General features: G+C 49.8%; 3 protein-coding genes. All 3 read left to right on the plus strand.

The genetic code is table 11. The features are described from left to right. Positions 1 to 392: 392 nt before the first annotated feature. Entirely contained in the window at positions 393 to 857 is a 465-nt protein-coding gene (locus tag H6F68_RS00045; protein ID WP_190555670.1) for a hypothetical protein, read from the plus strand. Between the two features lie 201 nt (positions 858 to 1,058). Beyond that, on the plus strand, positions 1,059 to 1,574 hold the full coding sequence (locus H6F68_RS00050) for a hypothetical protein (RefSeq protein ID WP_190555671.1): 516 nt from the start codon (positions 1,059 to 1,061) through the stop codon (positions 1,572 to 1,574). A 43-nt stretch (positions 1,575 to 1,617) separates the two neighbouring features. Beyond that, positions 1,618 to 1,938, plus strand: coding sequence for a hypothetical protein (locus H6F68_RS00055; protein WP_190555672.1), 321 nt, complete (start codon positions 1,618 to 1,620; stop codon positions 1,936 to 1,938). Positions 1,939 to 2,024 lie beyond the last annotated feature (86 nt).

Below are 2,024 nucleotides of genomic sequence, written 5' to 3' on the forward strand. Positions count from 1 at the left end.
CGGCGACCGTTTTTGACGACGTGAGTGGATTGACAGTCTGGACATTGCATCAGGAGACCCTCAACGCTGCATCATACTACTATTGTGCAACGCCAGATAGCTAGAAGCATGAAATCAAGTCATGCAAGCTAAATGCAACTAGATAACGAAGGCATCAGCCTTAAAACTTTGAGCCGCTGCGCTTTTCAGTTGCAAACGACTTCACATTCCAATGTGCAGCAGGCAAATTCTAGATTGCATCCTCTTTAAAGCTTTTAGGTAGGGAGTAATGCAGCCCTAGCCTGTCCCCAGCCAGGTTGAGAAATGCAGAGGGAGCCAATGAGAAAGCGATCGCCCACTTCCGACGGTTAGCGATCGCCCTCAAATAACCCTTAATCAAAAGGTATATACCTATGCTACCAAGATTTTCTCGACGCAACCTCAACGTTGCGCCTGATCAGATTTTTAGTGCTGGCTTTCGCGATGGCATGAATCGACGGGCTTATCACCCGCAGTTCTGCCACAACAGCACTTATCTCCAAGGCTACAGCGAAGGATGCCATTCTATCCCTGATACCTATACCCACGGTACCCAGATCCGACTCAGCTGCCCAACATATAAACAGGATGAGGAGCGGTTGAACATTACTATCACCTCAAGTTCTATCCAGAGATCTGCTCGAAAGGCTGGGCAAGCAGTTTTCGAACTCATTCTCTTCTCACGCCGTTCTACCCTCGACTCAGCGCTTCAAGCAATGTGGATTTGGGAGCAAGACCAAAAACGCTTCGGCTTCGGCACGGTTGCCCTCGGCTACCACAATGGCTGGTGGTTAGTGCTGGTCTCCAAAGACTTGCATGATCTGGCTTTGCCGTTCTAATCATCCGCCCAAGCATCTCTGAAGGAGAGCGATCGCTTGACTCTCAAGAGGGCGGCGATCGCTCTTCCAACCAGCCCTCTCATCAATTAATCATTGCCCCAGTAGGGGGATAGAACCTCAGTTCTCTCCCTACTACCCAACAATTAAAGACCCAAACAATCATTCCTTCTGGTAACCACCTCAGTTGTGGGTCAGTTTCTGATGTCATATTTCGCTTCTGCTACTGCCGAATCCAGTTCCTCCAGAGGCTCAAGCTTGCCTGCTGTTTTGGGAAATCCTCTCGTTTTAGACCTCGACGCATTCCCAGAACTTCATTGGCTTTCCACCTACCTTACACTTCTCAACTCCCTTCACCAAGACCGCGATCGCTTAACTGAGGCAATTCAAGCCATTGTCGGGGAAGGAGAGGTTTACCGAGACCAATGGATTGAGACCTACACCAAGAGCAAGAACGGCAAGCAATATCTCTACTACCAACTGCGCTGGCTGACGGGAGAATACAAACCCTCAGGCCAGCCCAAAGTCAAGACCAAACATCTCTCTCATCGCGTCGTGGGAGAAGTCAGAACCGCGATCGCCCGAGGTCATCAAGTCGCAGCCCTAGAGCAACAACGTCAAGCCGTTGAGGCAGAGATTACCCGACTTCAACAGCTTGTGCGGGGGGCTGGCAGGCGACTCCAACGAGCAGCTTCCCAGCACTCACAGCAGATAGGTTAAACCACTTCCATCAAGCCTTCGAACTTATTGGAGAAATACAGAAATGAACTCAAAAACTTTGGAAGTCAATTCCATTCCGATTCCCCCTCAGCTGACTGGGCTGCTAAAGCGAGCGCTGGGCAGAACAGGCACCGGATTTGATGAAGGCGCATTCCTGCAACAATTGCAATACTGGACCGTCAATTCGGAGACGAGGGGTTGGCTGAGCAATGGGATGAAATGGATCTATAACTCCCTTAAAGCTTGGCAAAAACGGTTTCCTTGGATGAGCGAGTACGGCTTAAGAAAAGCGATCGCCAACCTCAAAAAGCTGGGTCTCATCCAAACCGCTCAACATTGGTTGACTCATACGGTTTCCGTCTAACAGTACCTGCTATTAAGATGCGGAGATGGGAAGAATCTTAGAACTAGTGGACCATTTGAGTTCAGAGGAGCTCCAGCAGCACTATC

Origin of the sequence: Trichocoleus sp. FACHB-262, from assembly GCF_014696035.1 — a bacterium.
Classification (GTDB): Bacteria; Cyanobacteriota; Cyanobacteriia; order FACHB-46; family FACHB-46; genus Trichocoleus.

What these genes read in the sequence shown, in the direction of transcription:
- H6F68_RS00045 (WP_190555670.1), top strand. Translation starts at nt 393, where the DNA reads ATGCTACCAAGATTTTCTCGACGCAACCTCAACGTTGCGCCTGATCAG.
- H6F68_RS00050 (WP_190555671.1), top strand. Translation starts at nt 1,059, where the DNA reads ATGTCATATTTCGCTTCTGCTACTGCCGAATCCAGTTCCTCCAGAGGC.
- H6F68_RS00055 (WP_190555672.1), top strand. Translation starts at nt 1,618, where the DNA reads ATGAACTCAAAAACTTTGGAAGTCAATTCCATTCCGATTCCCCCTCAG.